Source organism: Parablautia muri, assembly GCF_009917485.1.
GTDB classification, from domain to species: domain Bacteria; phylum Bacillota; class Clostridia; order Lachnospirales; family Lachnospiraceae; genus Suilimivivens; species Suilimivivens muri.
This window is the reverse complement of record NZ_QZDT01000136.1, coordinates 1-2,194: the sequence shown is the minus strand read 5'-3', so window position 1 is coordinate 2,194 and position 2,194 is coordinate 1. Positions and strand designations below refer to the sequence as shown.

General features: G+C 59.2%; 1 protein-coding gene. It reads left to right on the top strand.

What is annotated here, in order from left to right; all coding sequences use genetic code 11:
- Positions 1–75: 75 nt before the first annotated feature.
- A partial coding sequence (gene tkt, locus D5281_RS24615) for a transketolase (RefSeq protein WP_120485520.1) occupies positions 76–2,194 on the top strand: 2,119 nt, incomplete at its 3' end.

Sequence of the window (2,194 nt, the reverse complement as noted above, 5' to 3'; positions counted from 1 at the left end):
GGGAAAACGACGGCCAGTGAATTGACGCGTATTGGGATGCAGAATTCGCGGCCGCTTCTAGAAAAGGAGTTGCTTATGACCACCCTGACCTTGAGCCCAGAGCTGCAAGCACTGACTGTGCGCAATTATCCGTCCGACTGGTCCGACGTTGACACCAAAGCAGTGGATACCGTTCGCGTGCTGGCAGCAGACGCAGTGGAAAACTGCGGCTCCGGTCATCCAGGCACTGCCATGAGCCTGGCACCGCTGGCCTACACCCTGTATCAACGCGTGATGAACGTTGATCCACAGGACACCAATTGGGCAGGCCGCGACCGCTTTGTGCTGTCCTGTGGCCATAGCTCCCTGACCCAGTATATCCAGCTGTACCTGGGCGGCTTCGGCCTGGAAATGGATGATCTGAAGGCACTGCGCACCTGGGATAGCCTGACTCCGGGTCACCCAGAGTATCGCCACACCAAGGGCGTTGAGATCACCACTGGTCCGCTGGGTCAGGGTTTGGCATCCGCAGTTGGCATGGCCATGGCCGCACGTCGCGAACGTGGCTTGTTCGATCCAACCGCCGCAGAGGGCGAGTCCCCATTCGATCACCACATCTACGTGATCGCCAGCGATGGCGACTTGCAGGAAGGTGTTACCTCCGAAGCCAGCTCCATCGCCGGTACTCAGCAGCTGGGTAACCTGATCGTGTTCTGGGATGACAACCGCATCTCCATCGAGGATAACACCGAAATCGCCTTTAACGAGGATGTTGTGGCACGCTACAAAGCATATGGCTGGCAGACCATCGAAGTGGAGGCCGGCGAAGACGTGGCCGCAATCGAAGCAGCCGTGGCCGAGGCCAAGAAGGATACCAAACGCCCGACCTTCATTCGCGTTCGCACCATCATTGGCTTCCCAGCCCCGACCATGATGAACACCGGTGCAGTGCACGGCGCAGCATTGGGCGCAGCAGAAGTTGCAGCAACCAAAACCGAGCTGGGCTTTGATCCGGAAGCACACTTCGCCATCGATGATGAAGTGATTGCCCACACCCGTTCCCTGGCCGAACGTGCCGCACAGAAGAAGGCCGCATGGCAGGTTAAGTTTGACGAGTGGGCCGCAGCCAACCCGGAGAATAAAGCACTGTTCGACCGCCTGAACTCCCGCGAATTGCCGGCCGGCTATGCAGATGAACTGCCGACCTGGGACGCAGACGAAAAAGGTGTTGCCACCCGCAAAGCCAGCGAAGCAGCCTTACAAGCACTGGGCAAAACCCTGCCGGAGCTGTGGGGCGGTAGCGCCGATCTGGCAGGTAGCAATAACACCGTTATTAAGGGCTCCCCGAGCTTCGGTCCAGAAAGCATCAGCACCGAAACTTGGTCCGCCGAACCGTACGGTCGCAATCTGCATTTCGGCATTCGCGAACACGCCATGGGCTCCATCCTGAACGGCATTAGCCTGCACGGCGGTACCCGCCCATACGGCGGTACCTTCCTGATCTTCTCCGACTACATGCGTCCAGCCGTGCGTTTGGCCGCCCTGATGGAGACCGATGCCTACTATGTGTGGACCCACGATTCCATCGGTCTGGGCGAGGATGGTCCAACCCATCAGCCAGTGGAAACCCTGGCAGCATTGCGCGCAATCCCGGGTCTGTCCGTTTTGCGCCCGGCAGATGCAAACGAAACTGCACAGGCCTGGGCAGCCGCCTTGGAGTACAAAGAAGGTCCGAAGGGCCTGGCCCTGACCCGTCAGAACGTGCCAGTGCTGGAGGGTACCAAGGAAAAAGCCGCAGAAGGTGTGCGCCGCGGTGGCTATGTGTTGGTGGAAGGCTCCAAAGAGACCCCGGACGTTATCCTGATGGGCTCCGGCAGCGAAGTTCAGCTGGCCGTGAATGCCGCCAAAGCCTTGGAAGCAGAAGGCGTGGCAGCACGTGTGGTTTCCGTGCCGTGCATGGACTGGTTTCAGGAGCAAGATGCCGAGTACATTGAGTCCGTTCTGCCAGCCGCAGTGACCGCACGCGTGTCCGTTGAAGCAGGTATCGCAATGCCGTGGTATCGCTTTCTGGGCACCCAGGGTCGTGCAGTGAGCTTGGAACACTTTGGCGCCTCCGCCGATTACCAGACCCTGTTCGAGAAATTCGGCATTACCACCGATGCAGTGGTGGCCGCCGCCAAAGATTCCATCAACGGTAAGTCGAAGAAGTCCAAGA